26 protein-coding genes are annotated in these 20,310 nt (G+C 75.6%); 15 read left to right on the top strand and 11 right to left on the bottom strand.

Going from position 1 to position 20,310, the window contains the following annotated elements; genetic code table 11:
- The first annotated feature begins 32 nt into the window (after nucleotides 1-32).
- The 5 genes from U5M74_RS06835 (at nucleotide 33) to U5M74_RS06815 (ending at nucleotide 3,626) form a co-directional block, all read left to right on the top strand.
- Entirely contained in the window at nucleotides 33-233 is a 201-nt protein-coding gene (locus U5M74_RS06835) for a hypothetical protein (protein WP_410907409.1), read from the top strand.
- 412 nt (nucleotides 234-645) lie between these two features.
- A complete protein-coding gene (locus tag U5M74_RS06830) occupies nucleotides 646-1,473 on the top strand; it encodes a hydroxymethylpyrimidine/phosphomethylpyrimidine kinase (protein WP_410907407.1) in 828 nt (275 codons plus the stop codon).
- Nucleotides 1,474-1,592: 119 nt separating this feature from the next.
- On the top strand, nucleotides 1,593-2,270 hold the full coding sequence (locus tag U5M74_RS06825; RefSeq protein WP_410907405.1) for a YceI family protein: 678 nt from the start codon (nucleotides 1,593-1,595) through the stop codon (nucleotides 2,268-2,270).
- 4 nt (nucleotides 2,271-2,274) lie between these two features.
- Nucleotides 2,275-2,802 (top strand): sigma-70 family RNA polymerase sigma factor, encoded by a 528-nt coding sequence (locus U5M74_RS06820; RefSeq protein ID WP_410907403.1) that lies wholly within the window; start codon nucleotides 2,275-2,277, stop codon nucleotides 2,800-2,802.
- Nucleotides 2,799-3,626, top strand: coding sequence for a zf-HC2 domain-containing protein (locus tag U5M74_RS06815; RefSeq protein WP_410907401.1), 828 nt, complete (start codon nucleotides 2,799-2,801; stop codon nucleotides 3,624-3,626). Before U5M74_RS06820 ends, U5M74_RS06815 begins: the two co-directional genes overlap by 4 nt.
- A gap of 52 nt (nucleotides 3,627-3,678) precedes the next feature.
- Here U5M74_RS06815 and U5M74_RS06810 read toward each other — a convergent pair whose 3' ends face one another.
- From U5M74_RS06810 to U5M74_RS06780, 7 genes are read right to left on the bottom strand one after another with little or no spacing between them, the layout of a single operon-like run.
- Complete coding sequence (locus U5M74_RS06810; protein WP_410907399.1) at nucleotides 3,679-4,248, bottom strand: hypothetical protein; 570 nt, start codon at nucleotides 4,246-4,248, stop codon at nucleotides 3,679-3,681.
- Between the two features lie 25 nt (nucleotides 4,249-4,273).
- Nucleotides 4,274-4,807, bottom strand: coding sequence for a DUF6286 domain-containing protein (locus tag U5M74_RS06805; RefSeq protein ID WP_410907397.1), 534 nt, complete (start codon nucleotides 4,805-4,807; stop codon nucleotides 4,274-4,276).
- A 5-nt stretch (nucleotides 4,808-4,812) separates the two neighbouring features.
- Entirely contained in the window at nucleotides 4,813-5,244 is a 432-nt protein-coding gene (locus tag U5M74_RS06800) for an Asp23/Gls24 family envelope stress response protein (RefSeq protein ID WP_410907395.1), read from the bottom strand.
- A complete protein-coding gene (locus tag U5M74_RS06795) occupies nucleotides 5,241-5,426 on the bottom strand; it encodes a hypothetical protein (RefSeq protein WP_410907393.1) in 186 nt (61 codons plus the stop codon). Before U5M74_RS06795 ends, U5M74_RS06800 begins: the two co-directional genes overlap by 4 nt.
- A 26-nt stretch (nucleotides 5,427-5,452) precedes the next feature.
- Nucleotides 5,453-5,683 (bottom strand): hypothetical protein, encoded by a 231-nt coding sequence (locus U5M74_RS06790; protein ID WP_410907391.1) that lies wholly within the window; start codon nucleotides 5,681-5,683, stop codon nucleotides 5,453-5,455.
- Nucleotides 5,683-6,045 (bottom strand): hypothetical protein, encoded by a 363-nt coding sequence (locus U5M74_RS06785; RefSeq protein ID WP_410907389.1) that lies wholly within the window; start codon nucleotides 6,043-6,045, stop codon nucleotides 5,683-5,685. Before U5M74_RS06785 ends, U5M74_RS06790 begins: the two co-directional genes overlap by 1 nt.
- The gene (locus U5M74_RS06780) at nucleotides 6,042-6,503 is read right to left on the bottom strand and encodes an Asp23/Gls24 family envelope stress response protein (RefSeq protein ID WP_410907387.1); all 462 of its coding nucleotides are present in this window, start codon (nucleotides 6,501-6,503) and stop codon (nucleotides 6,042-6,044) included. The genes U5M74_RS06785 and U5M74_RS06780 overlap by 4 nt, the downstream gene beginning before the upstream one ends.
- A 137-nt stretch (nucleotides 6,504-6,640) precedes the next feature.
- On the opposite strand from U5M74_RS06780, the gene U5M74_RS06775 reads away from it, so the two are divergent.
- Both U5M74_RS06775 and U5M74_RS06770 read left to right on the top strand, forming a co-directional pair.
- Nucleotides 6,641-7,204: an RNA polymerase sigma factor gene (locus U5M74_RS06775; RefSeq protein ID WP_410907385.1), complete on the top strand. Its 564-nt coding sequence runs from the start codon at nucleotides 6,641-6,643 to the stop codon at nucleotides 7,202-7,204.
- 118 nt (nucleotides 7,205-7,322) lie between these two features.
- A complete protein-coding gene (locus U5M74_RS06770) occupies nucleotides 7,323-9,965 on the top strand; it encodes a phosphoenolpyruvate carboxylase (RefSeq protein WP_410907681.1) in 2,643 nt (880 codons plus the stop codon).
- Nucleotides 9,966-10,049: 84 nt separating this feature from the next.
- On the opposite strand, the gene U5M74_RS06765 is transcribed toward U5M74_RS06770, so the two are convergent.
- A complete protein-coding gene (locus tag U5M74_RS06765; protein ID WP_410907383.1) occupies nucleotides 10,050-10,826 on the bottom strand; it encodes a VOC family protein in 777 nt (258 codons plus the stop codon).
- 103 nt (nucleotides 10,827-10,929) lie between these two features.
- Here U5M74_RS06765 and U5M74_RS06760 point away from each other — a divergent pair, with 103 nt between their 5' ends.
- The 7 genes from U5M74_RS06760 (at nucleotide 10,930) to U5M74_RS06730 (ending at nucleotide 18,054) form a co-directional block, all read left to right on the top strand.
- Entirely contained in the window at nucleotides 10,930-11,622 is a 693-nt protein-coding gene (locus U5M74_RS06760; RefSeq protein WP_410907381.1) for a GntR family transcriptional regulator, read from the top strand.
- A gap of 213 nt (nucleotides 11,623-11,835) precedes the next feature.
- Complete coding sequence (locus tag U5M74_RS06755) at nucleotides 11,836-13,221, top strand: MFS transporter (RefSeq protein WP_410907379.1); 1,386 nt, start codon at nucleotides 11,836-11,838, stop codon at nucleotides 13,219-13,221.
- Between the two features lie 87 nt (nucleotides 13,222-13,308).
- Nucleotides 13,309-14,085: an SDR family NAD(P)-dependent oxidoreductase gene (locus U5M74_RS06750; RefSeq protein WP_410907377.1), complete on the top strand. Its 777-nt coding sequence runs from the start codon at nucleotides 13,309-13,311 to the stop codon at nucleotides 14,083-14,085.
- A 30-nt stretch (nucleotides 14,086-14,115) separates the two neighbouring features.
- Nucleotides 14,116-14,964 (top strand): sugar phosphate isomerase/epimerase family protein, encoded by an 849-nt coding sequence (locus U5M74_RS06745; RefSeq protein WP_410907375.1) that lies wholly within the window; start codon nucleotides 14,116-14,118, stop codon nucleotides 14,962-14,964.
- Nucleotides 14,961-16,688, top strand: a complete 1,728-nt coding sequence (locus tag U5M74_RS06740; RefSeq protein ID WP_410907373.1) for a dihydroxyacetone kinase family protein — start codon at nucleotides 14,961-14,963, stop codon at nucleotides 16,686-16,688. Before U5M74_RS06745 ends, U5M74_RS06740 begins: the two co-directional genes overlap by 4 nt.
- Nucleotides 16,689-16,727: 39 nt before the next feature.
- A complete protein-coding gene (locus U5M74_RS06735) occupies nucleotides 16,728-17,210 on the top strand; it encodes a ribose-5-phosphate isomerase (protein ID WP_410907371.1) in 483 nt (160 codons plus the stop codon).
- A gap of 166 nt (nucleotides 17,211-17,376) precedes the next feature.
- The gene (locus U5M74_RS06730) at nucleotides 17,377-18,054 is read left to right on the top strand and encodes a VOC family protein (protein ID WP_410907369.1); all 678 of its coding nucleotides are present in this window, start codon (nucleotides 17,377-17,379) and stop codon (nucleotides 18,052-18,054) included.
- Here U5M74_RS06730 and U5M74_RS06725 read toward each other — a convergent pair.
- On the bottom strand, nucleotides 18,038-18,160 hold the full coding sequence (locus tag U5M74_RS06725) for a hypothetical protein (protein ID WP_410907367.1): 123 nt from the start codon (nucleotides 18,158-18,160) through the stop codon (nucleotides 18,038-18,040). The genes U5M74_RS06730 and U5M74_RS06725 overlap by 17 nt on opposite strands.
- Before the next feature lie 62 nt (nucleotides 18,161-18,222).
- Complete coding sequence (locus U5M74_RS06720) at nucleotides 18,223-19,158, bottom strand: 5'-3' exonuclease H3TH domain-containing protein (RefSeq protein ID WP_410907365.1); 936 nt, start codon at nucleotides 19,156-19,158, stop codon at nucleotides 18,223-18,225.
- A gap of 155 nt (nucleotides 19,159-19,313) precedes the next feature.
- Here U5M74_RS06720 and U5M74_RS06715 point away from each other — a divergent pair, with 155 nt between their 5' ends.
- Complete coding sequence (locus U5M74_RS06715; RefSeq protein ID WP_410907363.1) at nucleotides 19,314-19,811, top strand: hypothetical protein; 498 nt, start codon at nucleotides 19,314-19,316, stop codon at nucleotides 19,809-19,811.
- A 140-nt stretch (nucleotides 19,812-19,951) separates the two neighbouring features.
- On the opposite strand, the gene U5M74_RS06710 is transcribed toward U5M74_RS06715, so the two are convergent.
- Nucleotides 19,952-20,308: a hypothetical protein gene (locus tag U5M74_RS06710; protein ID WP_410907361.1), complete on the bottom strand. Its 357-nt coding sequence runs from the start codon at nucleotides 20,306-20,308 to the stop codon at nucleotides 19,952-19,954.
- Between the last annotated feature and the right edge of the window lie 2 nt (nucleotides 20,309-20,310).

Below are 20,310 nucleotides of genomic sequence, written 5' to 3'. Positions count from 1 at the left end.
CGAGCGGGCGTGCCCGCCGCTAGGCAGGTCCCATGACGACCGCACCGCTGGAGCCCCGCGGCGACGACCGCGGCGAGGAGATCCCGAGGCCGGACGGGTCGGCGGACCTGCCGGCCACGCCGGAGGACCCGACGGAGCACCCGGGGGAGGACCCGAGCGACGGCGACCCGGGCCGCTCGCCCGCCGGCATGCCGGAGGAGACGCCGTTCCGCACGCCCGAGGTGCCGGACTGAGACCTCCGCCTGGGACCTCCGCCTGGGACCTCCGCCTGGGACCTCCGGCGTGGGTCGCGGACGACGACGGCGCCGCCGTCGGGCACGTCGCGCTCGACCTGGCCGACGACCGTCGCGTTGTACGAGCGCCGCGGTTGGCGCCGCACCGGGCAGGAGGAGGCCGCGTGGGCGGTCGAGGCCGGCCTGCCGCGGGTCACGACGTACTGGTACGCGCCGCCGGTCTGAGGCGCCCGCGGGGGAATGCCCGCCGGCGGCACGGCGTTGACACGAAGGCAGGCCGACCGCCGCACCCGACGGACCGTCGGGCGGCGCAGGACCGGGCGCGAGACGCCCGGCGGCCGCCGCCCCCCGCCCGCGTAGGCTGGAGGGCAGCCCGTACCGCGTCACGCACAGCTCGAGGAGCGCCCTCCGCATGACCACCCAGACCCCGCCGCTCGCGTTCGTCATCGCCGGTTCCGAGGCGACCGGCGGCGCCGGCATCCAGGTCGACCTCAAGACCTTCCAGGAGCTCGGCGTCTACGGCGTCGGCACCCTGACCTGCATCGTCTCGTTCGACCCGAAGAACGGATGGGGCCACCGGTTCGTGCCGGTCGACCCCCAGGTGATCGCCGACCAGTTCGAGGCCGCCACCGCCACGCACGACCTCGACGTCGTGAAGATCGGCATGCTCGGCACGCCCGCCACGATCGACGTGGTCGGCAAGGCGCTCGCGAGCCGGCCGTGGCGCCACGTCGTGCTCGACCCGGTCCTCATCTGCAAGGGGCAGGAGCCCGGCGCCGCGCTCGACACCGACAACGCGCTGCGCGAGCAGGTGCTGCCGCAGGCCACCGTGGTGACGCCGAACCTCTTCGAGGCCAAGACGCTGGCCGGCATGGACACCATCGAGTCCGTCGACGACCTCGTCGAGGCCGCGAAGAAGATCCACGCCCGCCTCGACACGTCCGCGGGCCCCCGCTACGTGGTGGCCAAGGGTGGCGTCGAGCTGGCCGGCCCGGACGCCGTCGACGTGCTGTTCGACGGCGAGGACGTCACCGTGTACTCCGCCCCCAAGGTGGGCGAGGAGCGCGTCTCCGGCGCCGGTTGCACCTTCGCCGCCGCGATCACCGCCGAGCTCACCAAGGGCGCCGACGTGAAGGCCGCCGTGCAGACGGCCAAGGACATGGTGACCCAGGGCATCCAGGCCCGCGTCACCGCGAACACCCCGTTCGCCACCGTCTGGCAGGGCGCCTACGCCGGCTGACGCCGGACGGCGACGAGCGAGGCACGAGGGGCCCGGACGGTTCGGTGAACCGTCCGGGCCCCTCGCCCGTCGTGAGGATGGAGGCCGCCGCCGGGAGCGGCCCGGAGGAGAGGCAGCGCATGCGCACACGGGCGAAGGTGGCGATCGGCACGGGGGCGGCCGTGGTGGTGCTCGGCGTCGGCGCGGCGGTGCTCGGGCCGGGTCTCTACGCCGGCTGGGCCGAGCGCCGCGTCGACGACGCGCCCACCCTCGACGCGGCGTCGTCCACGCCGCTGGACGTGGCGGCGCTGAGCGGCACCTGGTCCGTGGCCGACGGCTCGTTCGCCGGCTACCGCGTGGACGAGGTGCTCAGCGGCGAGGACATCACCGTCACCGGCCGCACCGAGGAGGTGGACGGCTCGGTCACGCTCGACGGCGGCACGATCACCGCCGCGGAGGTCGTCGTCGACATGGCCTCCGTGGCCACCGACGAGCCGCCCCGCGACGAGTACTTCCGCACCCGGGCGCTGCAGACCGACACCTACCCGACCGCCACGTTCACGCTCACCGAGCCCGCCGAGGTCCCGGACGGCGCCACCGCCGTCGACCTCGTCGGCGACCTCACGGTGCACGGCGTGACGCAGCAGGTCACCGTGGAGGCCGAGGTGGCCGCCGCGGAGGACGACGCCGTGCAGGTGGTGGGCAGCGTGCCGGTCTCGTTCGCCGACTTCCGCGTCGAGGCGCCGTCGCTGGGCTTCGTCACCGTCCAGGAGCAGGGCGCCGTCGAGTTCTCCCTGCTCCTGGCCCCGCGGGCCTGAGCGGATGGACGGCGTGGGCACCGCCGGGCGCGGCGCGGACTCCCGGCTCCTCGAGGCCGTGCACGGCGCCCACGCCGCCGACCTGCACCGGTACGCGCTGCGGCTGACCGGCGACGAGCAGCACGCCCAGGACGTGGTGCAGGAGACCCTGCTGCGCGCCTGGCGCCACCCCGAGGTGCTGCAGCGGCCCGACGACGCCGTGCGCGCCTGGCTGTTCACCGTGGCCCGCAACCTCGTGCTGGACCACCTGCGCAGCGCCCGCCACACCCGCGAGCACGTCACCGAGCGCGTGCCCGACCGGACCGAGGCCGACCGCAGCCAGGCCGTGCTCGACGGCTGGCTCGTGGCCGACGCGCTGCTGCAGCTCTCGCCCGAGCACCGCGCCGTCGTCGTGGGCGCCTACTACGGCGGCCGGTCGGTGGCCGAGCTCGCGGCGGAGCAGGGCGTGCCGCCGGGCACCGTGAAGTCGCGCATGCACTACGCCATGCGAGCGCTGAGGCTCGCGCTGCAGGAGAAGGGAGTCACGGCATGACGACCGTGCCGGGCGGGTACGACCCCGCCGACGACCCGTACCGCGAGTGGGACGCCGCCTACGTGCTCGGGGCGCTGGCGCCCGCCGAGCGGCGCGAGTACGAACGTCACCTCGGCGCCTGCGAGGCCTGCCGGGCGGCCGTCGGCGAGATCGCGGGCGTCCCCGGCGTGCTGGGCACCGTCGCTCCGCAGGAGCGGGCCGAGCTGCTCGCCCCCGAGGCCGGGCACGCCGGGCACGACGGTGCCGGCGCCGCCGTGGTGCCGCTCGCCGGCGTCGCGGCCGCCGCACGGCGCTCGCGGGCCCGGCGCCGGTCGCTGCTCGCCGCGGCGGCGGCGGCCCTCGTGGCCGGGGGCGTCACCGGCGGGGTGGCCTTGGCCGGCGGCTTCGCGCCCGGCGGGCCGGGCGGCGCGGTCCCCGTCACGGCGTCCGCGGTGAGCACGCCCGCCCCGGCGGACGGGGACGCGCCGGGGGCCGGCGACGACGCGCGCACGCTGGTGCTGGAGCCGGTGGGCGGCACCGACGTGCACGCCGAGCTGACGGCGACGTCCACCGCCTGGGGCACCCGCCTCGACTGGCGGTGCCGGTACCCCACGCCGCCGGCGCCGTCCGGCACGACGAGCACGACCGGCACCAGGGGCGAGACGACCTACGAGCTGGTCATCGTCGACAGCGCCGGGGCGCGCACCGTCGTCGCCACCTGGACGGCGGAGGGCCTGGAGGCGGAGGGCCTCGGGGCGTCGTCGGCCGTGCCGCTCGACGACGTGCAGCGCGTGGAGATCGCCGTCGGCGGGCGGGAGGAGCCGCTCGCGGCGGCGACGCTCTGACCGTGCGCGGCCGCCCCTGGCCGGCGGCGCGCGGCCGCCCGTCAGGCCATCGTCAGGCCACCCGCGCGCCGGCGCGGCGGCTGGGCCGCAGCTCCACGTCGATCGGCAGCCCGGGGTCGCCGGCCACGCGGCGCGCCCGCGGGACGGTCTGGTCGGTGAGGTCGCGCCACACCTCGGCGACGTTCGCCCGGTCGGCCAGGTCGACGGCCAGCTGCAGGCGGTGGCGCCGCTCGCCGCTGAGCCGGGCGGACGCGCCGTCCACCCCGGCGACCGTGCGGGCGTCGGCTTCCACGGCGTCGCACAGCGCGCCCGCGTGCAGCACCGTGCGCCCGTCGCGGCCGCCGGGCGGCAGCTCGAGGCGCCCGACCCGGTCGGTGCGCAGCTGGGCGAGCAGCCACCACAGCCCGAGCAGCGCGACCAGCAGGGCGACGCCGGCGACGACCCACCACCACCACGGGTCGAGCGCCACGCGCTCGCGCCACGCCAGGGGCAGCACCGGGCGCCCGGTCTGCTCCGCGCCGAACCCGCCATAGCCGAGCACCAGGCCGAGCACGCCGGCGGCGGTCAGCAGCAGCCCCACGACCAGCAGGCCCGCGCGGTTGGCCGCGTTCACATTGCTCATGACCGCTCCCTCACGACCGCACCCCTCACGACCGTTCCTCGTACGACATCACGACGCGGGGGCGCAGCGACCCGGCCAGGCCGAGCGACCGCAGCCGCTCGTCGACGGCCTCCCGGACGCGGCGCTCCGGCTCCCCGGAGCGGGTCATGGACCGGGCGAGCACGGTGACCCGGCGGCGTCCGGCCAAGGCGCGCGCGGCGACGACGCCGTCGACGTCGCGGACCGCGTCCGCCAGCGACCGCTCGACCGTGCGCCGGGAGGCGCTGACCCGGACCCCCGGCGGGGCGGCGCCCGCGGGGAGCGCCAGCGCCGCCGGCCTGCCACGGCGCAGGGCCGCCACGAGCAGCAGCAGGCCGACCACCGTGACCAGCACGAGGACTGCGCGCACGGCGGGGGTCTCCCAGGTCTGGTCCCGGACCCAGGCGCCCCACCGGTCGCGGGGCACCACCAGGGGGGCGCGGCCCAGCTGGGCCAGGACGATCTCGACGGCCACCAGCAGCCCGCCGAGCAGCAGCACCAGGGCGAGCACGGTGGCCAGGACGCGGTGGAGCGCTCTCACCCGGATCACCTCACCCGGGACCCGCCGCGGTCGGGCACGTCGAGCGACGTGACCTCCACGTCGACGCGGCTGACGCGCACGCCGGTGATCCGCTCGACGTCCCGCTGCACCTGTCGGCGCACGGCCTGGGCCACCTCGTCGACCGGGTGCGGCCAGGCCACCGCCAGCGCGACCTCGATCGCGGCCGTGGAGCCGTGCACGGTCGCCTCCACGTGGGCGCGGTCCTCGGGCCGCCCCTGGCCCACGGCCACCCCCAGGACGCGCCGGGGTGCGGCCACCGCGTGCGGGACCTGGGTCACGGCGTGGCTCGCCACCCGCTCGACGACCCGGTCGGCGACCGTCAGCGTGCCGCGGTCCTCCGGCGCCGCGAGCTCCTGGGCCCCGCGGGTGTCCGGGGGCGCGTCCGACAGGTGCCGAGGGCCCGTCGTGGTGGTCATCGCTCGTCCCGCCGCGAGCCGCCGAGGTACCGGGTCAGGTCGAGCTGGCCGGCGACCACCTTGCCGACCACGAAGCCGACCGCCCCGAGCAGGGCGGTCCCGACGAAGGCGTCGAACCCCCCGATCACCCAGGCGAGGCCCAGCAGCAGGCCGGTGAACAGTCCCACGATCGTCGGTGACATCGGTACCTCCACGTGTCCTTCGTCGGTCACACGACCCGGGGCGGCCGGTGACGCCGCTGCGCCCACGCCCGCAGCCGGTCGACGGGGCGGCGGCGGACGAAGACGACGTCCGGCGGGCCCGGCACCGCGGCCGTCGCGGCGTCCAGCTCGCCGAGCCGGCGGAGCAGCTCCGCCGGGTCGCCCCCGCGGTCGGGGTGGTGCGCCCGGTACAGCGCCCGGCGGGCCTGGCGGTCCGCCCGCTGCTCGCCGGGCAGCATCACTGCCGCCCGGGCGGCAGCGACCGGTCGAGGAGCGTGTCCGCGCCCGACCCGCCGTCGGGGACGTCGATGTCGGCCACGTGCACGTCGACCGGCCGCCCGGCGGCGAGGCCGGCGACGGCGGTCCGGATCTGGGCCGCCACCTGCGGCACCGGGACGGGGTAGCGGGTCACCACGGCGACCTGGACCCGCTCGGCACCGACCCGCACGCCGTCGACCCGCCGGCCGGGCAGGTAGGTCGCCAGCGGGGCGGGGCCGCCGCCCACCAGCCGCGCGACACCCGGGCACGCGACCACCGCGGCGGCGATGCGGTCCGCCTCGCCGAGCGGTGCCGGGGGAGCCGCGGCGACGGTCTCGCTCACTGCACCCGCGCCGGCTCCTGACCGGCCTGGTCGGCGTCGTCGCTCGGCAGGTGGATGTCGTTGACCGAGACGTTGACCTCGGTGACCTCCAGGCCGGTCATGCCCTCCACCGACGAGATGACGTTGCGGCGCACCGCCTGCGCCACGTCGGCGATGGACACGCCGTACTCGGTGACCAGGTCGAGGTCGACGGCCGCTTGCTTCTCGCCCACCTCCACACTGACGCCCTGGCCGGCGGACTGCGAGGAACCGGGGATGCGCTCGCGCAGCGCGCCGAAGGCGCGCGCCGCGCCGCCGCCGAGCGCGTAGACGCCGGAGACCTCGCGCGCCGCGAGTCCGGCGATCTTCTGGACGACGCCGTCCGCGATCGAGGTCCTGCCGTGCCCGCCGGTCTGCGACGAGGTGGTCGTCACCGCGCTCGGGGTGCTCGAGGCGGGCGACCCTGTCGGGTTGCTCATGGTCTGTCTGCCTCCCTGCTGGCGGTCCGGCATGCGCCGGAGCCGGGGCTGAGGGACGGTGGATGTCCGCCCACCCCTTAGACCCGGGGGAGGCCGGGGAGGTTACAGACCGCCATGCACCCCACGCGCAGGCTCCCGTGACCGGCCCCGGCCGGCCGCCCCCGGACGGGCCGCTCCTCGAGGCGGACCTCGTGGCCCGGGCGCGCGCCGGCGACGACGCCGCCTTCGCGGACCTGGTGCGGCGCCACCAGGACCGCCTCCACGGCATCGCGCTGCGCATGACGGGCCACCCCGAGGACGCCCAGGACGTGGTGCAGGACGCCCTGGAGCACGCGTGGCGGGCCCTGCCGCGCTTCCGGCAGGAGGCGCAGGTGTCCACGTGGCTGGTGCGCATCGTCATCAACCGGTGCCACGACCTGCGCCGGGTGCGGGCGCCGGCGCTCGTCCTGCCGGACGAGACGCTGGCCGACGCCGGCACGTCGCTCGAGGCCACGGTCGAGGACCGTGGGCACCAGGACGCCGTCGTCGCGGCGATCGCGCGCCTGCCGTTCGACCAGCGCGCGGCCCTGGTGCTGCACACCTTCGACGGCCGGTCGCAGGCCGAGGTCGCGCGGCTGCTCGGCACCACGGAGAGCGCCGTCAAGGTGCGCATCCACCGGGCCCGGCGCGCGCTGCTCGGCATGCTGGCGGACTGGGGGTGACGCCACCGGCCGTGCCCGGGTGCCGGACGCGATGTCCATCCCTCGGGCCCTTCGGCATACCCTCGGGGGCGTGAGCGACATCCAGCAGGGCACCGAGCGGGTCGTGGCGCGCCACGAGATGCCTGACCCGCTGCGGGACGACATCCGCCTCCTCGGCGGGCTCCTCGGCACGATCCTCCAGGAGACCGGCGGGAAGAGCCTGCTCGACGACGTCGAGCGGCTGCGCGAGCTGACCATCCGGGCGTACGGCGGCGACGCCGCCGCGCTCGACGAGGCGTACGAGCTGGCGTGCTCGTTCCCCCTGGACCGGGCGGAGGAGGTGGCCCGGGCCTTCACGTGCTACTTCCACCTGGCGAACCTCGCCGAGGAGTACCACCGCGTGCGCGTGCTGCGCGAGCGCGAGCAGGGCGCCTCGGCCGGCGCCGCGATGGACGACTCCATCCCGCAGGCCTTCACGCAGCTGGCCGAGGAGGTCGGCCGCGAGGAGGCGCTGCGGCGGCTGCAGGAGATCGAGTTCCGGCCCGTGCTCACGGCACACCCCACCGAGGCGCGCCGCCGCGCGGTCTCCCGCGCCGTGCGCCGCATCTCCACGCTGCTCGCCGAGCGCGACACGCTGCACCCGGGCGGCACCTCGCGCGCCGAGAACGAGCGCCGGCTGCTGGCGGAGATCGACGTGCTGTGGCGCACCTCGCCGATCCGTGCGGCCAAGCCGACGGTGATCGACGAGGTCAAGACGGCCGTCGGCGTCTTCGACTCCACGCTGTTCCAGACGTTCCCCGAGGTCTACCGGCGCCTGGACGACTGGCTGCTGGGCGACGACGCCGGGCGCACCACGCCCCTGGCACGCCCGTTCGTGCGGCTCGGCACCTGGATCGGCGGCGACCGCGACGGCAACCCGAACGTCACCGCCGAGATCACCCGCCAGGCCGTGGCCCTCGCGTCCGAGCACGTGCTCACGGCGCTCGAGGACCAGACGCGCGCCGTCGGCCGCAGGCTGACCCTCGCGCAGACCGGCACCCCGGCGTCGTCGGGCCTGCAGGCCCTGTGGAACAAGCAGCGCCAGCTGTCCGACGTCGTGACCGCCGCCGCCGCGGCCGAGTCGCCCGACGAGCCGCACCGCGCCGTCCTGCTGGTGGTCGCCGACCGGATCGGCGCCACGCGCCGCCGCGACGCCGACCTCGCCTACGGCACCCCGGAGCAGCTCGAGGCGGACCTGCAGGTGGTCCAGGACTCGCTCCTGGAGGCCGGCGCGACCCGCGCCGCCTACGGCGACCTGCAGCGGCTGATCTGGCAGGTGCAGACCTTCGGGTTCCACCTCGCCGAGATCGAGGTGCGCCAGCACTCGCAGGTGCACGCGGCGGCGCTGGCGGAGATCGAGGAGAAGGGCGTCCACAGCCCGGACCTGTCCGACCGCACGCGCGAGGTGCTCGACACCTACCGCGCGCTCGGCGCGGTGCAGCGCCGCTTCGGCGTGCGCGCCGCGCGCCGCTACATCGTGTCGTTCACCCAGCAGGCGGAGCACCTGGCCGCCGTCTACCGGCTCGCGGAGCTGGCGTTCGACGGCGCCGACGAGGTGCCGGTCATCGACGCGATCCCGCTGTTCGAGACCTTCGACGACCTGCAGCGGTCGGTCGACATGCTCGAGGCGATGCTGGAGCTGCCGCAGGTGCAGCGGCGCCTGGCCGAGAACGGCCGCCGCGTCGAGGTCATGCTCGGCTACTCGGACTCCTCCAAGGACGTCGGCCCGGTGGCCGCGACGCTCGCGCTGCACTCCGCGCAGGCGCGCATCGCCGAGTGGGCGCAGCGGCACGACATCACGCTGACCTTGTTCCACGGCCGCGGCGGCTCCCTGGGCCGCGGCGGCGGCCCGGCCAACCGGGCCCTGCTGGCCCAGCCGCCGCACTCGGTGGACGGCCGGTTCAAGCTCACCGAGCAGGGCGAGGTCATCCTGGCCCGCTACGGCGACCCGACGATCGCGGCCCGGCACATCGAGCAGGTCGCCGCGGCGACGCTGCTGGCCTCGGCGCCGAGCGTCGAGCAGCGCAACGTCGAGGCCACCGAGCGGTTCGCCGACGTGGCTGAGGCGCTGGACGCGTCCTCGCGCACCCGGTTCCACGAGCTCGTCCGGTCCGAGGGCTTCCCGCAGTGGTTCGCGCAGGTGACGCCGCTGGAGGAGGTGGGCCTGCTGCCCATCGGCTCCCGGCCCGCCAAGCGCGGCCTGTCGGTGAACTCGCTCGACGACCTGCGCGCCATCCCGTGGGTGTTCTCCTGGTCGCAGGCGCGGATCAACCTGGCCGGCTGGTACGGCCTGGGCACCGCGCTGCGCGAGTTCGGCGACGTCGAGCGGCTGCGCGCCGCCTACCGCGAGTGGCCGCTCTTCACCACGCTGCTGGACAACGTGGAGATGTCGATCGCCAAGACCGACGAGCGCATCGCGGAGAAGTACCTGGAGCTGGGCGACCGCGACGACCTGGCGCGCCTGGTGCTCGACGAGCTGCGCCTGACCCGCGAGCAGGTGCTCGCGGTGACCGGCAACCCGTGGCCGCTGGCCAACCGCCGGGTGCTGGGCCGCGCCGTGCAGCTGCGCTCGCCGTACGTCGACGCCCTGTCGCTGCTGCAGGTGCGCGCGCTGCGCGCGCTGCGCACCGACGGCGCCAGCGAGGGCGCGGGCAAGGTCGACGGCACGTCGAAGGACCGCTGGCAGCACCTGCTGCTGCTCACCGTCAACGGCGTCAGCGCGGGCCTGCAGAACACGGGCTGACCCCCACCCCCGTTGTGGGTACAGAACACGCCGGGCGCCCCGCGGGACGCCCGGCGTGTCCTGTACCCACAACCGTGCGCGAGGTCAGTCGCCCACGCTGATGAGCTGGAACCAGGTGCCGTTGGGGTCCTGGACGCCCACCTGGCGGCCGTACTCGGTGTCCTGCGCCTTGCCGGCCTGCCCGCCGAGCTCGACGGCGCGCGCCGCGGTCGCGCCGACGTCCTCGGCCCCGAGGTACACCACCCACGACGGCGTGCCGTCCTGCCCGAGCACCCTGGCGGCGTCGAAGATCCCCGCCAGGGCCTGGTCCCCCTCGCCGTACGTGCTGTACCGGAAGCCGGGGTTGTCGCTCATGGTGCTCACGGGCCAGCCGGCCGCGGCCCGGTAGAACTCGACCGCGTCCTCGTACCGGTTCGTCCACAGCTCGAACCAGCTCGGCGCGCCGTGCTCGCCGAAGAGCGCGTAGCCGTCGTGCCCGCCCGGCTGCCAGAAGCCGACCTCGGCCCCGGTGGGGTCGACGACGGTGAGGAACCGGCCCTGGCCGGGCACGTCGTCGGGTCCCGCGATCACCGTGCCGCCGTGCTCGGTGACCGCCGCGGCTGTCGTGCCGACGTCGGACGAGCGCAGGTACACGCTCCAGGCGGGGCGCTGCTCCGGCGCCGTGCGCGGCCCGACGCCGGCCACGGGCGCACCGTCCTTGGTGAGCTGGCCGTAGTCGCCGAAGTCGGGGCCGTAGCTGGCGTGCTCCCAGCCGAGCAGGGCGGTGTAGAACGCCACGGCCCGGTCGTTGGCGGCGGCGTCGGCGGTGGTGAGGTCGAGCCAGATCGGTGCGCCGTCGGGGACGGCGGGACGTGCGGGCATGGGGGTCTCCGGAGGTCTCGGCAGTGGCCGGTGGGCAGTCCTTGCGGGAGGTGGACGACGCGGGACCGGCGGACTCATCGCGCGCCGCCCGTAGGCTTGGCCCATGCCCGGTGCTGCCAAGACGTCCCTGCGAGCGCTCGGCTCGATCGAGTCCCAGACCCGCCGCGAGATCATCCTCGGCCGGCTGCGGGACGCGATCAGCTCGGGCGTCCTGGCGCCGGGGACGCACCTGGCGGAGGTCGAGCTGAGCGAGTCGCTCGGCGTCAGCCGGGGCACGCTGCGCGAGGCGCTGCGGCACCTGCAGCAGGAGGGCCTGGTGTCGTCCGACGCCCGCGGCCGGCTGTCGGTGCGGGTCGTCACCGAGCGCGAGGTCGACGAGATCTTCGCCGTCCGCCGGGCCCTGGAGAGCCTCGCCGTCGAGCTCGTGTGCGCCAGCCCCGGCCACGTCGAGGCCGCCGCCCGCCTGCGGGCCGCGCTCGAGGCCATGCGCCGCACCGTGGGCGACTTCCCGGCGCAGATCCAGGCCGACATGGAGTTCCACGAGCTGCTGTGCGCGCTCAGCGGCAACGACACCCTGGTGCGCAGCTGGCGCGCCGTCAGCGGCCTCACGCGCGCGGCCATCACGGCGGCCGGGCCCGAGACCGCGCTGCACAACATGGCGGCCGAGCGGCACCTGCCGCTCGTCGACTACGTCGAGGCCGGCGACGCCGCCGGGGGCGCGGAGTTCCTGCGCGAGCACCTGCGGTACGCCGCGAGCCGGATCGTGGCGCGGATGCAGGCGGCGGGCGAGGGCTGACGGTCCTCGACACCTGGCCTGGCACCTGGCCTGACACCTGGCCTGACACCTGGGCTGGCACCTGGCCTCGCCCGTGGTCGCCCGGGGCGCCGAAACCCGACCGCTTGACAACCCGGGGAACCGTTCGGCAACCTTCCTGTGTCCTACTGTTAACAGTAGGACACACTCACCGACGAGGCCACGAGCGACGAGGCCCACATCAAGGGAGATGCGATGACATCGACGACGGCGGCGGGGGGCGGCAGCCCGGTCCTCGGCACGCGGCACAAGGTCCGCACGGCCATCGGCAGCGCGGTCGGCACCACGGTGGAGAACTACGACTTCATCGGCTACGGCACCGCCGCTGCTCTCTACTTCGGCACCGCGTTCTTCCCCGAGAGCGACGCCACCACCGGCCTGCTGCTGTCCTTCGCGACCCTCGGCATCGGCTTCGCCGCCCGGCCGCTCGGCGGCATCATCGGCGGCTACCTCGGCGACAAGATCGGGCGCCGCCCGGTGCTGGTCGGCTCGCTGCTGATCATGGGTCTGTCGACGGTGCTCATCGGCGCGCTGCCGACGTACGAGACCGTCGGCATCCTCGCCCCGATCCTGCTGACCATCGTCCGCGTCATCCAGGGCCTGGCCTTCGGCGCGGAGTGGGGCGGCGCGATCCTCATGACCTACGAGCACGCCCCGTGGCGCCGCAAGGGCGCCTACACGGCGATCCCGCAGGCCGGCTTCCCGCTCGGCCTGCTGCTCGCGAACCTCGCCTTCCTCGCCAGCGCCGGCCTGCCCGGCGACTGGGCCTGGCGCGTGCCGTTCCTGCTCAGCTCGGTCCTCATCGGCGCCGGCCTGTACATCCGCCTGAAGGTCGAGGAGTCCCCGGAGTTCGAGGACGCCAAGGAGCAGGGCACCCTCGCCAAGAACCCGCTGCTGACCGTGATCCGCCAGGACTGGCGGAACCTGCTGCGCGCGTTCGGCCTGCGCATCGCCGAGACCGCCGGCTACGCCGTCTCCATCACGTACATCACCTCGTACGTCCAGAGCAACGAGCTGGCCGACCGCCCGCACACGATCCTCGCGATCGTGATCGCCGCGCTGCTCGGCTTCCCGGCCACGCTGCTGTGGGGCCGCCTCACCGACCGCGTCGGCCGCCGCCCGGTCTACGTGCTCGGCACCACGCTCATGCTGCTGTTCGGCGTCCCGATGTTCCTCATGGTCAACACCGGCCAGCTCGGCCTGATCATCGCGGTGTTCGTCATCGCGTTCGTGTTCTGCCACAACTCGCTGGCCGGCACCCAGGGCGCCTGGTTCTCCGAGCTGTTCTCCACCGAGACCCGCTCCTCGGGCGCCTCGCTGGCCTACCAGCTCGCCGCCGTCGTCTCCGGCTTCACCGCGTTCTGGGCGGTGTCCCTGTACGAGGCGTTCGGCTGGACCGGCCCCGCCGTCCTGTTCATCGTCTACGGCGCGATCGGCCTGTTCGCCGCGCTCGTCACGCCGGAGACCTACGGCCCCGCCAAGCGCGCCGAGGTCGAGCGCGCCCACGCCGCGGCCCTGGCGCAGGAGCAGGGCCCCGGCGCCGCCGGGAGCACCTCCTCCTACGCCACCACCGGCGCCTGATCCCCGGGCCGGGGCGCCCGCGCGGCGCCCCGGCCCGCGGCGTCCGGCCGCCCCGCAGCCATCCCCACCGCGAACGAAGGACAGACCATGAGCTACCAGACCGGAGTCGGCCAGCGCACCGCCGTCGTCACGGGCGCCGCCTCCCGCCGCGGCATCGGCTTCGCCACCGCCCGCCGCTTCGCCGCCGAGGGCTGGGCCGTCGCCCTGCTCGACATCGACGAGGCCGGCGCCAAGTCCGCCGCCGACGAGCTGGCCGCCGCCCACGGCGTGCCGGTGGTCGGCCTCGGCGTCGACGTCACGGACGCCGAGTCGGTGCGCACCGCCGCCGCCACCGTCGCCGCCTCCGATCTGCCGCCCGTCGGCGCCCTGGCGAACATCGCCGGCGTCGCCTCGCCGGTGCCGTTCCTCGAGGTGGAGATGAAGGAGTGGCGCCGCGTCCTGGACATCAACCTCACCGGCACCTTCCTGGCCTGCCAGGCGTTCCTGCCGGCCATGATCGAGAACGGCTACGGCCGCATCGTGAACATGTCCTCGGTCTCCGCGCAGCAGGGCGGCGGCGTGTTCTCCAAGACGCCGTACTCGGCCGCCAAGGCCGGCGTGCTCGGCCTGACCCGCTCACTGGCCCGCGAGATGGCGCCGCACGGCATCACCGTGAACGCGATCAGCCCCGGCGTCGTCGACACCGACATCCGCGCCGGCGCCACCGACGCCGAGAACGAGGCCCGCCTCGCCGCCTCCGTGCCGATGGGCCGCCAGGGCACCCCGGAGGACATCGCCGCGCTGACGGTCTTCCTGTCGAGCGAGGACTCCTCGTACATCACCGGCACCACCCAGAACATCAACGGCGGCTCGTACATCGCCTGACGGCGACCGACGAGCGGACGGAGCACCACCATGAGCACCCCTGCAGCGCCCGCGCCGAAGCAGCGCGTCGGCATCTCGACCATCACCTTCCGCTTCCGCCCCTTCGAGGAGGCCGTGCGGCTCATCGGCGCCACCGGCGCCGACGAGGTGGACCTGGGCGCGCTGCCCGGCGTCTGCGACCACGTGCCGGTGCCCTTCACGGGCGACCCGCAGGACTACGTCGCCGCGCTGGAGCGCCACGGCCTGCGCGCGGGCGCGGTGAACGGCGACGTCGGCCCGCTGAACGACCCGGCGCTCGATGCCGAGACGCTCACGGCCACGGCGCTGCCGCTGGTGCGGCTCGCGGCCGCGACCGGCGGGGCGCTCATCCTGCCGGGCGGCGGGCAGTCCTGGGACCCGTACGTGGACGAGGACGCCGACATCGAGCGGATCGCCGCGAACCTGCGGCTGATGTCGGCGCTGTGCGCCGAGCACGGGGTGCGCCTGCTCGTCGAGGTGCTCCACCACCGCCGCTTCTGCTGGTCGGTGGCCCGCGCCGACAAGCTGCTCTCGCTGGTCGGGCCGGACACGATCGGCCTGCTGCTCGACACGTCGCACGTCGTCGCCTCCGACGAGGACCTCGTGGCCTGGGCGACGAAGCACGCGGCCCGCGTCGAGCGCGTCCACCTGCGCGACGCCGTGCCGGGCAACCTCAACCTCGGCATCGGCCGGGGCAAGGTCGACTTCCGCGGCACCATGGCCGTCCTCGAGGCGGCAGGCTTCACCGGCACCTACGTGCTGGAGCTCGAGACCCACGACGTCGAGGAGCACGAGCGCGAGGCCGACGCCCAGCGCTCGTTCGACGAGATGACCGCCCTGCTCGCGGAGGTGCAGCGATGACCCGGATCTACGCCGACCCGGCCGAGTTCGCGGCGGACGCCGTCGCCGGCTTCGCCGACCTGCACGCCGACCTCGTGCGCGAGGTGCCCGGCGGCGTCGTGCGCCGCCGCCGCGCGCGCACGCCGAAGGTCGCCGTCGTCGTCGGCGGCGGCTCCGGCCACTACCCGGCCTTCATGGGCGTGGTGGGCCCGGGCTTCGCCGACGGCGCCGTCGTCGGCAACATCTTCACCTCGCCGTCCACGGCCCAGGCCTACTCGGTCGGTCGGCTCGCCAGCAGCGGCCGCGGCGTCGTGTACACCTACGGCAACTACGCCGGCGACGTCATGAACTTCGGCCTGGCGGGCGAGCGCCTCGAGGCCGAGGGCATCCCGGCGCGCCAGCTCGTCGTCACCGACGACGTCGCGTCGGCGGGGGCGGACGAGAAGCACCGCCGCCGCGGCATCGCGGGCGACTTCGTCGTCTTCAAGATGCTGGGCGCCGCCGCCGAGCGCGGCCACGACCTCGACGAGGTCGTGCGCCTGGGCACCCGAGCCAACGACCGCACGTTCACGCTCGGCCTGGCGTTCTCCGGCTGCACGTTCCCCGGCGTCGAGACGCCGCACTTCACCGTGCCGGACGGCGCGGTCGGCCTGGGCCTCGGTATCCACGGCGAGCCGGGCCTGGAGGACATCGCCTCGATGCCGGCGCCCGAGATGGCGAAGCTGCTCGTGGAGCGCCTGCTGACCGAGCGCCCCGCCGACGCCGACGGCCGCGTGGCCGTGGTGCTCAACGGCCTGGGCTCCACCAAGTACGAGGAGCTGTTCGTGCTGTGGGCGTCGGTGGCGCCGCTGCTGCGCGAGGCCGGCCTGACGATCGTGGCGCCCGAGGTGGGGGAGCTGGTCACCAGCCTCGACATGGGCGGCGTCTCCCTGACGCTGACCTGGCTGGACGACGAGCTCGAGGAGCTGTGGCTCGACCCCGCGGTCACGCCGGCGTGGCGCCGCGGTGCCGCCGCCGTCGAGGCCGGTGACGACGTCGACGAGGAGCTCGCGGACCTGACCGCCGAGGCCGTGCCGGCCGAGGGCGACGAGGGCTCGCGGGTGCTCGCCGCCGGCGTCGTCGCGGCGCTGGAGGCGGCGGCCGCGGTGGTCCACGACGCCGAGCAGGAGCTCGGCCGGATCGACGCGGTGGCCGGCGACGGCGACCACGGCCGCGGCATGGTCCGCGGCATCGACCACGGGCTCGCCGCGGCCCGCCGCGCCGCCGAGGCGGGCTGGGGCGCCCAGGGTGTGCTCGAGGCCGCGGGCGACGCGTGGGCGGAGTTCGCGGGCGGCACGTCGGGCGTCCTGTGGGGCGCCGGCCTGCGCGCCGCGGGCGGGGTGCTCGGCAACGCCGGGCTGCCCGGTGCCGACGCCGCCGTGACCGCCACCCGTGCCTACCTCGACGCGCTGATGTCGCTCGGCAAGGCGCACGTGGGCGACAAGACGCTGCTCGACGCCGTCGTGCCGTTCGTCGAGTCGCTCGAGCGCGAGCTCGCGGCCGGTGCGGGCGACCTGGCCGGCGCCTGGCGCCAGGCCGCGAAGGAGGCCACCCTGGCCGCCGAGCGGACCGCCGGGCTGACGCCGCAGGTGGGCCGCGCCCGCCCGCTGGCCGCCCGCTCGGTCGGCACGCCGGACCCGGGCGCGATCTCGTTCGCGCTGTGCGTCACCGCGGTGGCGGACGTCCTCGCGACGCAGGCACGCTGACTCCGCTCCACTCCTGACCCCGAGACCGAAGGACACGACATGGGATGGCGTATCGCCGTCGGCGCTGACTCCGCCGGCTACGAGTACAAGGAAGCGCTGAAGAAGCAGCTGCAGGACGACCCGCGCGTCGACGCGGTGCTCGACGTCGGCATCGGCTCGGACGAGGACGTCGACTACCCGCACATCGGCGTCGCGGCCGGCCGCAAGGTCGCCGACGGCGAGGTGGACCGCGCGCTGCTCGTGTGCGGCACCGGCATCGGCGTCGCGATGGCCGCCAACACGGTGCCGGGCGTGCGCGCCTCGGTGGCGCACGACTCCTTCTCCGTCGAGCGCCTCGTGAAGTCGAACAACGCCCAGGTGCTGACGTTCGGCCAGCGCGTCATCGGCCTGGAGCTCGCGAAGAACCTCGCGAGCCAGTGGCTGGACCACGTCTTCGACGAGACCTCGCCGTCCGCGGCGAAGGTCGCCGCGCTCGAGGAGTACGACCGCGCGGCGGGGGAGCAGCCGGCCCCGGCCTGCTGACCCCCCTGCCGAGATAGAGAGCACTCTCGCCGAGATAGAGAGCGCTCCTGGCGAAGTAGAGACCCGCCCCGCCGAGATAGAGATTCGCCTCTCTATCTCGGCGGGGCGGGTCTCTATCTCGGCACCTTCCGCGGTGGGCGGCCGCGGCGCGCCGTACGCTCCCGGCATGACGCTGGTGTCGTACAAGGACCTGTGCGTGGACGCGACCGACGCCGCGCTGCTGAGCGGGTGGTGGGGGCAGGTGCTCGGCTTGCGGCCCGAGCCGTTCGACCGCGGCGTCGTGCTGCGCGGCGACCGGCCCGAGCACACCGTGTGGGTCAACGCCGTCCCCGAGCCCAAGACCGTCAAGCACCGCGTGCACCTGGACGTGCGGGCGGCCGCGCTCGACGACGTCGACGGCCCGCGGCTGTCCGCGCCGGGCCAGTTTCCCTGGACGGTCGTCGCCGACCCGGAGGGCGGCGAGCTGTGCGTCTTCGAGAAGGGGCCCGTGGGCGACTACCGCCTCAAGGACGTGGTCGTCGACTGCGCGGACCCCGAGGCGGTGGCCCGGTTCTGGCAGGGGCTGCTCGGCGGCGAGCTCGGGCACGACGCCGAGCACGGCTGGTGGTGGCTCGACGGCGCGGCCGGGGTGCCGTTCGAGTCGTTCGACTTCGCGCCCGTGCCGGAGCCCAAGACGGTGAAGAACCGGGTGCACTGGGACGTGGACCTGCAGCTCGGGGTGACCGTCGCCGACCTGGTCGCGCGCGGCGCACGGGTGCTGCGCGAGCCCGACGGCGACATCCGGTGGACCGTGATGGCCGACGTCGAGGGCAACGAGTTCTGCGTCTTCAGCCCGTCCGCCTGACCGCTGTCGACGCACGGCGGCGCGGCCCGGCCGCACCGAGCAGCACGCCGCCCACCACCAGCACGCCGCCGGCGATCTCCAGCGGCGAGGCCGTCTCGCCGAGCACCAGCTACGCGACGCTCCCGGCGACGTTGCCAGTGACGCTCCCGGTGGTGCCGGACGGCGCCGTCACCGCGCCATGGCCGTCAGCACGCGCTGGACGCTGGAGCGCAGGCCCCACCGCTCGGTGAGCGCCTGCAGGGCCTCCGGGTCGGCGGGGGCGTGCGGCAGGGCGTCGTCGGCGTCCGGCAGCGGGATGTCCCGCGCCACGCGCACGACGGCCGGCGCGACGGCGAGGTAGTCCGCGGCGTCGAGCAGCCGCTGCCGCTGGGTCTTCGTCAGGCGCGCGTCGCCGGCGTCGCGGGCGGCGAGCAGGGCCTCGAGCGAGCCGAAATCGGCGAGCAGCCTCGCCGCCGTCTTCTCGCCGATCCCGGGCACGCCGGGCAGCCCGTCGGAGGGGTCGCCGCGCAGCACGGCCATGTCGGCGTAGGCGTCGCCGTCGGCCACGCCGTACTTCTCGGCGAGGCGGGCCTGGTCGACGACGTCGGGGTCGCGCACGCCGCGGGCCGGGTACAGCACGCGCACGCCGGCGGCGTCGTCGACGAGCTGGAACAGGTCGCGGTCGCCGGTCATCACGGTCACCGGCCCGGTGCCCGTGGCGACGGCGCGCGTCGTGAGCGTGCCGATGACGTCGTCGGCCTCGTAGCCCGGCGCTCCCACGCGCGCGATGCCGAGGGCCGCCAGCACGTCGGCGATCACGGCGATCTGCGGCACGAGCGTCTCCGGGACCTCCTCGACGTCCGCGCCCCCCGGGCCGGCGCCGGGCTGCGCGACGCGGTGCGCCTTGTACGACGGGATGGCCTCCACCCGCCAGGCCGGGCGCCAGTCGACGTCCCAGCACGCGACGAGCCGGTCCGGGCGGTGCTCGGTGACCAGGAACGCGATGGTGTCGAGCAGGCCGCGCACGGCGTTCACCGGCTCGCCCTGCGGCGAGCGCAGCGAGTCCGGCACGCCGTGGAAGGCGCGGAAGTACAGGGACGCCGTGTCGAGCAGGAGGAGGCTCACGGGGACACTCTCGCACCCCGCGGTGACGGGCCCGCCGCACCCCGCGGCGAGCGTCGTAGTTCCCCGGCTTCCCGGCGCGGGAAGCCGGTGAACCGCGACGCTCGCCACCTCGTCGTACGGGGTGGAGCCGTCCCACGTCGCCGAGGGGGATGCCGATGAGCCGGTCCGATGCTGGCCCCGATGACGGCGAGCAGCGGGGTGTGCCGTCGAGCGGCCGCGGCGCCGGGGTGGTGCTCGGCGCCGCCGTGGCCGGGCTGATGGTCGTCGGCGTCGTCGCCACCGTCGAGGCTCCGCTCCCGCCGTGGGTCAGCACCGACGCGTGCCCAGCCGTCGGCTTCTCCAGCCTGCTCGAGGCGACCCTCTCCGGCGACACCGCTGACGTGGCGCACGTCCGGGTGTGCGACGACGAGGGCCGGTGCGAGCCGCCGGCGCCGGGCGACCCGGACGCCGGGGCGGTCGGGGTGCCGCCCGAGCGCCGCGGGGGCACGTGGCTCCTCACGCTCTTCTCCTCGCCGGACCGGGTCGTGCTGCAGGCGCTCGACGCCGACGGCGCGGTGCTCGCCGAGACCGTCAGGGACGTCGAGTGGCGGCGGGTCGGCGGGTCGGAGCGGTGCGGCGGGCCGATGGAGGGCGAGACGAGCTGGCGGCTGTGACCGCGCGCCGCGGGGCGCGAGCGTCGCACTTTCCCGGCTTCCGGGCGCGGGAAGCCGGGAAACTACGACGCTCGGCGCCGCCGGCGCCTGGCTGACCGCCGCGGCCCGGCTGCTCGGCGCCTCGGTCTGGCTGCCCGCGGTCAGCGGTGGTGGTGATGGTGCCGCCGGTCGTGGCGGCGCTCCCGCGCCGCCTCCTGCGTGGCGTTGAAGCGCTCGACGTCAGCCTCGCGGAACCGCCGCGCGGCGTCCGCGCCGACGCGCCACTCCTCCTTGCCGCCGCCGGCGGACACCGGGCGCCACAGGAGCTCGCCCGGGAAGCGCGCGGCGACCGCGCCGAGCGGGTCGGAGGCCGAGAGGCGGCCGGTCTTGTCCGGCTCGGCCATCGCCGACGCCCTGCGCGCCAGCGCCCGGGCGCCGCCCATGTCGCCCACCTGGCACACGAACTCGAGCGAGGGCCCGTACGGGGAGGCCTCGCGCCAGTGGACGACGACGGTCACGT

This window comes from Puerhibacterium sp. TATVAM-FAB25, assembly GCF_046535855.1.
In the GTDB taxonomy this organism is placed as follows: Bacteria; Actinomycetota; Actinomycetes; order Actinomycetales; family Cellulomonadaceae; genus Puerhibacterium; species Puerhibacterium variabilis_A.
Note: the sequence above shows the minus strand (reverse complement) of the source record. Positions and strands in the feature narration are given on the sequence as shown.

Coding starts and splice junctions, on each gene's coding strand:
- U5M74_RS06835 (WP_410907409.1), top strand. CDS start 33: ATGACGACCGCACCGCTGGAGCCCCGCGGCGACGACCGCGGCGAGGAG.
- U5M74_RS06830 (WP_410907407.1), top strand. CDS start 646: ATGACCACCCAGACCCCGCCGCTCGCGTTCGTCATCGCCGGTTCCGAG.
- U5M74_RS06825 (WP_410907405.1), top strand. CDS start 1,593: ATGCGCACACGGGCGAAGGTGGCGATCGGCACGGGGGCGGCCGTGGTG.
- U5M74_RS06820 (WP_410907403.1), top strand. CDS start 2,275: ATGGACGGCGTGGGCACCGCCGGGCGCGGCGCGGACTCCCGGCTCCTC.
- U5M74_RS06815 (WP_410907401.1), top strand. CDS start 2,799: ATGACGACCGTGCCGGGCGGGTACGACCCCGCCGACGACCCGTACCGC.
- U5M74_RS06810 (WP_410907399.1), bottom strand. CDS start 4,248: ATGAGCAATGTGAACGCGGCCAACCGCGCGGGCCTGCTGGTCGTGGGG.
- U5M74_RS06800 (WP_410907395.1), bottom strand. CDS start 5,244: ATGACCACCACGACGGGCCCTCGGCACCTGTCGGACGCGCCCCCGGAC.
- U5M74_RS06795 (WP_410907393.1), bottom strand. CDS start 5,426: ATGTCACCGACGATCGTGGGACTGTTCACCGGCCTGCTGCTGGGCCTC.
- U5M74_RS06790 (WP_410907391.1), bottom strand. CDS start 5,683: ATGCTGCCCGGCGAGCAGCGGGCGGACCGCCAGGCCCGCCGGGCGCTG.
- U5M74_RS06780 (WP_410907387.1), bottom strand. CDS start 6,503: ATGAGCAACCCGACAGGGTCGCCCGCCTCGAGCACCCCGAGCGCGGTG.
- U5M74_RS06770 (WP_410907681.1), top strand. CDS start 7,323: ATGCCTGACCCGCTGCGGGACGACATCCGCCTCCTCGGCGGGCTCCTC.
- U5M74_RS06765 (WP_410907383.1), bottom strand. CDS start 10,826: ATGCCCGCACGTCCCGCCGTCCCCGACGGCGCACCGATCTGGCTCGAC.
- U5M74_RS06760 (WP_410907381.1), top strand. CDS start 10,930: ATGCCCGGTGCTGCCAAGACGTCCCTGCGAGCGCTCGGCTCGATCGAG.
- U5M74_RS06755 (WP_410907379.1), top strand. CDS start 11,836: ATGACATCGACGACGGCGGCGGGGGGCGGCAGCCCGGTCCTCGGCACG.
- U5M74_RS06750 (WP_410907377.1), top strand. CDS start 13,309: ATGAGCTACCAGACCGGAGTCGGCCAGCGCACCGCCGTCGTCACGGGC.
- U5M74_RS06745 (WP_410907375.1), top strand. CDS start 14,116: ATGAGCACCCCTGCAGCGCCCGCGCCGAAGCAGCGCGTCGGCATCTCG.
- U5M74_RS06740 (WP_410907373.1), top strand. CDS start 14,961: ATGACCCGGATCTACGCCGACCCGGCCGAGTTCGCGGCGGACGCCGTC.
- U5M74_RS06735 (WP_410907371.1), top strand. CDS start 16,728: ATGGGATGGCGTATCGCCGTCGGCGCTGACTCCGCCGGCTACGAGTAC.
- U5M74_RS06730 (WP_410907369.1), top strand. CDS start 17,377: ATGACGCTGGTGTCGTACAAGGACCTGTGCGTGGACGCGACCGACGCC.
- U5M74_RS06715 (WP_410907363.1), top strand. CDS start 19,314: ATGAGCCGGTCCGATGCTGGCCCCGATGACGGCGAGCAGCGGGGTGTG.